Raw genomic sequence first — 4,806 nt, 5'->3', positions numbered from 1 at the left:
CCCAACGCACGGGACGACAATGGAGGGACACCCCTCCACTGGGCGGCGTCGCTTAGCAAAACCCCAGCAGTGGTGCAGGCCCTACTGGATGCTGGCGCTGATCCCAACGCACGGGACGAAGATGGATTGACAGCTTTGGATTTAATCCCGGATGATTCTCCCCTCCGAGGTACCGATGTCTACTGGCAACTCAACGATGGTCGTTTCTAGGCCCCAATGGGCTTTTCATCTTCTCAAGCCACCGAGTGGCGAGAGATGGCTTGAGGACGCCGACCGGTTCCACCGTGCTGACGCCCCCACTGCATGATTCCCACATGCAATACTTGACTTGTCCGCTTCAGAGGAGGGAGGACTAGCGGGTGCTCAAGTCTCTCAGGATCAGGGATTTCACGGTCTTCAAGGAGGCGGATCTGACGTTCGCCCAAGGTCTCAACGTCATCGTCGGCGCCAACGGCACGGGCAAGAGCCATCTTCTGAAGCTTCCTTATGCGCTCATGGCCATGAGCGCCGAGGAAGGCAGGAAGCGCAGAGAATCGCCCACCAAGCCCACCAAGACCCTGTTGCAGAACCGGATTGCTGAGAAGATCGTTGGCGTCTTCCGCCCGGAAGAGCGCCTGGGCCGTCTGGTGCATCGCCAGAGAGGACGCAACAAGTGTGAAGTGGACATGCGCTTCGGGCAACCCGAGGCGCACTTGGGCTTTCAGTTTTCCTCCCTTGCCCAGTCCGAAGTTGTTGTGCAGAGGCTTCCCTCCAAATGGCAAGACAAACTGCCGGTTTTCCTGCCCACGGGGGAACTGCTGACCCTCTATCCGGGGTTTGTGTCACTCTACGAGACCCATTACCTGGAGTTCGACGAAACTTGGCGAGATACCTGCCTGCTGCTGGGTGCGCCAGCGCTGAGAGGACCGCGGGAAGAGGCCATTGCCCGCTTGCTGGAGCCTTTGGAGGAGCAGCTTGGCGGACGGGTTGTGCTGGATGCCAACGGTCGCTTCTACTTGCAGCAATTTAACGGGGGCAAGATGGAAATGCCGCTGGTGGCGGAAGGATGGCGCAAGCTGGCCATGCTTATGCGGCTGATCGCCACTGGCTCCCTGCTGAACAAGGGATGCCTGTTCTGGGACGAGCCGGAAGCCAATCTCAACCCGAGACTCATTCGCGAGATCGCAAGGGCGATTCTGGGCATCTGCCAGGCAGGTGTTCAGGTCTTCGTGGCCACCCACAGCCTGTTTCTGTTGCGGGAGTTGGAGATTCTCCTCAAGCAGGATGAGTTCGCGGCGGTGGAGCAACAGTATTTCGCGCTGCGCCCAGGCGATAATGGTGTGGACGTTTCCCAGGCAGATGATCTGGAGGACGTAAACCCGCTGCTTCTGCTGGACGAGGATCTGGAGCAGTCGGACCGTTTTCTTGATCAGTTCATGTCGGGTAGGGAGTCTTGAACATGACCGATATAACTGAGAGAGATTTGACATTCAGGTTCCTGGACGGATGTCAAGCCGTCAAGTACGATGCCCGATCAGATGACTGGTCATTCTATCGCGACCAATTTGAACCCGTTGCAGGTGGCTCCAAAGCTGTCGATATTCTCTGCGTCGAGGGGGATGCGTCATGGTTGATCGAGATCAAGGACTACCGGCAATGCTCTCCCCAACGCGACCTTCCGAGACCGAGTGAGATTGCCGACGTGCTGGCAAAGAAGGTCCGGGATACCCTGGCAGGGCTGGCAGCGGCGGCAAAAGTAGCCAATGATGTTGAACGAGAGCTTGCGCAAAGAGCCTTGGCAACTAGCCAATGGAGAGTTGTGCTGCACTTGGAACAACTGCCTACAGGTCAGAGACTACAACCAGAGGCCATTAATCGTTCCAGTTTATTGCATCAACTAAGACAAAAGAGACTGACGGCGATTGATAGAGAACCCATTATTTGCGATCAACACACAATTGGCCAACATAACGATATTCCCTGGACCGTGTTCAACAACACTGAGCCATAGCGTCCTATCATCAAGAAATCCCAGTCCTCTGGCATTATCTTGGCCTTAATACTCTCCAGGTTTTTCCCTAAGACGACCCTACGAGCTTCTGTCTTAAGACCCGAATGCGATCTCTCAGCTTAGCGGCTTCTTCAAAGTTGAGCTCTTTGGCGTAGGCTTTCATCTGATCCTCCAGTTGACCAATGAGTTCGGGCAGGGCGGCAAGGGGCATATCGTCGTTTTCCGCTTGCACTGTGGCGGTTTCCAGTTGGCTCTGGCTCAGCCGCCTGGACAACTCCAGATCCGCCAGGATGGGGTTGCCCTTGGTTTTGGTGGCCACAGCCCTGGGGGTAATCCCGTGCTTGCTGTTGTATTCCTGCTGCACCTGCCGGCGCCCCTTCGTCTCGTCGATGGCCTTGTCCATGGAATTCGTCAACCGGTCACCATACAGAATGGCCGTGCCCCGCACATGGCGAGCGGCCCGGCCAATGGTTTGAATCAGGGAGCGGTCCGAGCGCAGAAAGCCCTCCTTGTCCGCATCCAGAATGGCCACCAGGGACACTTCCGGTAGATCCAACCCTTCCCGCAGCAGATTCACCCCCACCAGCACGTCGTAGGCGCCGGTGCGTAGATCCTGAATCAGTTCAATTCGTTCAATGGAGTGGATCTCGGAGTGGAGGTATTGCACCTTGACGCCATGGCCGGCCAGGTAATCACACAGGTCCTCGGCCATGCGCTTGGTGAGGGTGGTGACCAGGGTGCGTTCACCCCGCCCACTACGGGAGCGAATTTCCGCCAGCAGGTCATCCACCTGTCCGGCGCTGGGCCGCACACTGATCTCCGGGTCCACCACGCCGGTGGGGCGGATCACCTGGCGCCGCACCGCATCCCCGGAGCGCCCCAGTTCCCAATCCCCAGGGGTGGCGGATACGAAGATGGCCTGCCTCACCTTGGCCCAGAACTCTTCAGCCTTCAGGGGCCGGTTATCCGCTGCGCTGGGCAGGCGGAAGCCGTGGTCAACGAGCACCTGCTTACGGGAGCGATCACCGTTGTACATGCCTTGCAACTGGGGGCAGGTGACATGGCTTTCATCCACCACCAGCAGCCAGTCGTCCGTGAAATAGTCCACCAGACACTCCGGCGGAGTGCCCGCCGGTCGTCCCGTGATGTGACGGGCATAGTTTTCCACCCCGTTGCAATAGCCCACTTCCTGAAGCATTTCCAGGTCATACATGGTGCGCTGTTTCAGACGTTGCGCCTCAACCAGTTTGTTTTGTTGATGGAGTACGTCCAGATGCTCCGCCAGTTCCTCACGGATGGCCACCAATGCGGCTTCAAGGCGCTCCTTGGGGGTCACGAAGTGTTTTGCCGGATAGATGCTGATGCTGTCCAGGCTTTTTAGAATCTCGCCGGTGATAGGGTTCACATAGCGAATGGCTTCAATCTCGTCACCAAAAAATTCAACTCTGATGAGGCGATCTTCATAGGCAGGCCCAATCTCCAACACATCTCCCCGCAACCGGAAACGTCCGCGGTTGATTTCCAGATCGTTGCGGCTGTATTGGTTATTGACCAAAGCCCGCAGCGCTTGCCGCAAATCAATGGCCTCGCCTACACAAAAAGGCACCGCCGCCTTCAGATATTCAGCCGGCATCCCCAAGCCGTAAATACAACTAATGGAGGCCACCACAATCACGTCTTTGCGCTCAAACAAGGATCGGGTGGCCGAGTGACGCAACATGTCTATTTCTTCGTTGATGGATGATGTTTTGGCAATATAGGTGTCTGTGGATGGTACATAGGCCTCCGGCTGATAATAATCATAATAGGAGATAAAGTACTCCACGGCGTTGTTGGGGAAGAATTCCCGTAGCTCGTTACAAAGTTGGGCCGCCAGGGTTTTGTTATGGGCCAACACCAGGGTGGGCTTGCCGGTTTGGGCAATCACGTTGGCAATGGTGAAGGTTTTGCCCGTACCCGTGGCGCCCAGAAGAGTCTGATAGGGACACTGCCCCCGGACCCCATGGACCAATTCCGCAATGGCCCGGGGTTGGTCCCCCATGGGCTGATAGGGGGCTGTGAGGGCAAACCGGCCCATGGGCAACTAGCAGCGGATGGGCGAGTCCAGGGTTGGCGCTACACCGGCAGTCAAAGCCTGCCGCAGACTGCGCACCACCGCCACCATGGCCACGGGATCCTCCAGGCGGTTCACGGCGCGGCCCACCCCGACGGCGGCGGCGCCGGCGGCAATGGCCATGGGGGCGGTCACCGCGCTGAGACCGGAGGCGCACAACACCGGCGCCCGCACCGCCCGGCTGATGGCATGGGCGGCGGCCAGGGTGGGAACCGCCTTTTCAATGAGTCCCTGGATGCCAGCGCTTTGGGGTTGGCTGCTGGTTCCCCCTTCCGTCTGGATCAGGTCCGCGCCAGCGGCCACCAACTGCTCCGCCAACCGCTGTTGCTCCCACAGGGGCAGGCGGTGGGGAACGGTGACCGAGAGGGGCGCGTCAGCCAGCAGCGCCCGACTGCGCCGGGTCAGCTCCAGCACCTCGGCGCCGGTAAAGTCCCGCCCCTGCTCGTAGAAGCAATCAAAGTTGCCGATTTCCACCAGATCGGCCCCGGCGGCCACCGCCGCGGGAAAGCGTTCCGGCTCCACGGCGGACACACAGACGGTGGTCACGCCACAGGATCGCGCCAGGCGAACCAGTTGGGGATCGGCGGCAATGTCCACCAGATCAGCCCCACCGGCAACGGCAGCGTTGCACACAGGGCGCACCCGCTCGGGCGCAAAGGTTTGCAGACCGGCAATGATCTTGAGGCCCGCTCGGGCGGTAAGG

5 protein-coding genes are annotated in these 4,806 nt (G+C 58.9%); 3 read left to right on the top strand and 2 right to left on the bottom strand.

Annotated features, from left to right (window positions below; all coding sequences use genetic code 11):
• The 3 genes from BG35_RS12445 to BG35_RS10710 all read left to right on the top strand — a co-directional run.
• A partial coding sequence (locus tag BG35_RS12445; RefSeq protein ID WP_173399745.1) for an ankyrin repeat domain-containing protein occupies positions 1-210 on the top strand: 210 nt, incomplete at its 5' end.
• A gap of 149 nt (positions 211-359) precedes the next feature.
• Entirely contained in the window at positions 360-1,436 is a 1,077-nt protein-coding gene (locus BG35_RS0106485) for an AAA family ATPase (protein WP_025782189.1), read from the top strand.
• Positions 1,433-1,990 carry a cysteine--tRNA ligase gene (locus BG35_RS10710; protein ID WP_201768415.1) on the top strand — a complete coding sequence of 186 codons (558 nt, stop codon included), beginning with the start codon at positions 1,433-1,435 and terminating at the stop codon, positions 1,988-1,990. The genes BG35_RS0106485 and BG35_RS10710 overlap by 4 nt, the downstream gene beginning before the upstream one ends.
• Positions 1,991-2,057: 67 nt before the next feature.
• Here the strand turns inward: BG35_RS10710 and uvrB are convergent, their stop codons facing one another.
• Complete coding sequence (gene uvrB, locus BG35_RS0106480) at positions 2,058-4,067, bottom strand: excinuclease ABC subunit UvrB (RefSeq protein ID WP_025782188.1); 2,010 nt, start codon at positions 4,065-4,067, stop codon at positions 2,058-2,060.
• A gap of 6 nt (positions 4,068-4,073) precedes the next feature.
• Positions 4,074-4,806: DUF561 domain-containing protein (locus BG35_RS0106475; protein WP_025782187.1), on the bottom strand; the 733-nt coding region annotated here is incomplete at its 5' end.

It is taken from the genome of Candidatus Synechococcus spongiarum SH4 (assembly GCF_000586015.1).
In the GTDB taxonomy this organism is placed as follows: Bacteria; Cyanobacteriota; Cyanobacteriia; order PCC-6307; family Cyanobiaceae; genus Synechococcus_B; species Synechococcus_B spongiarum_F.
The sequence above is the reverse complement of the archived record's forward strand: the minus strand, read 5'-3'. Positions and strand labels throughout refer to the sequence as shown.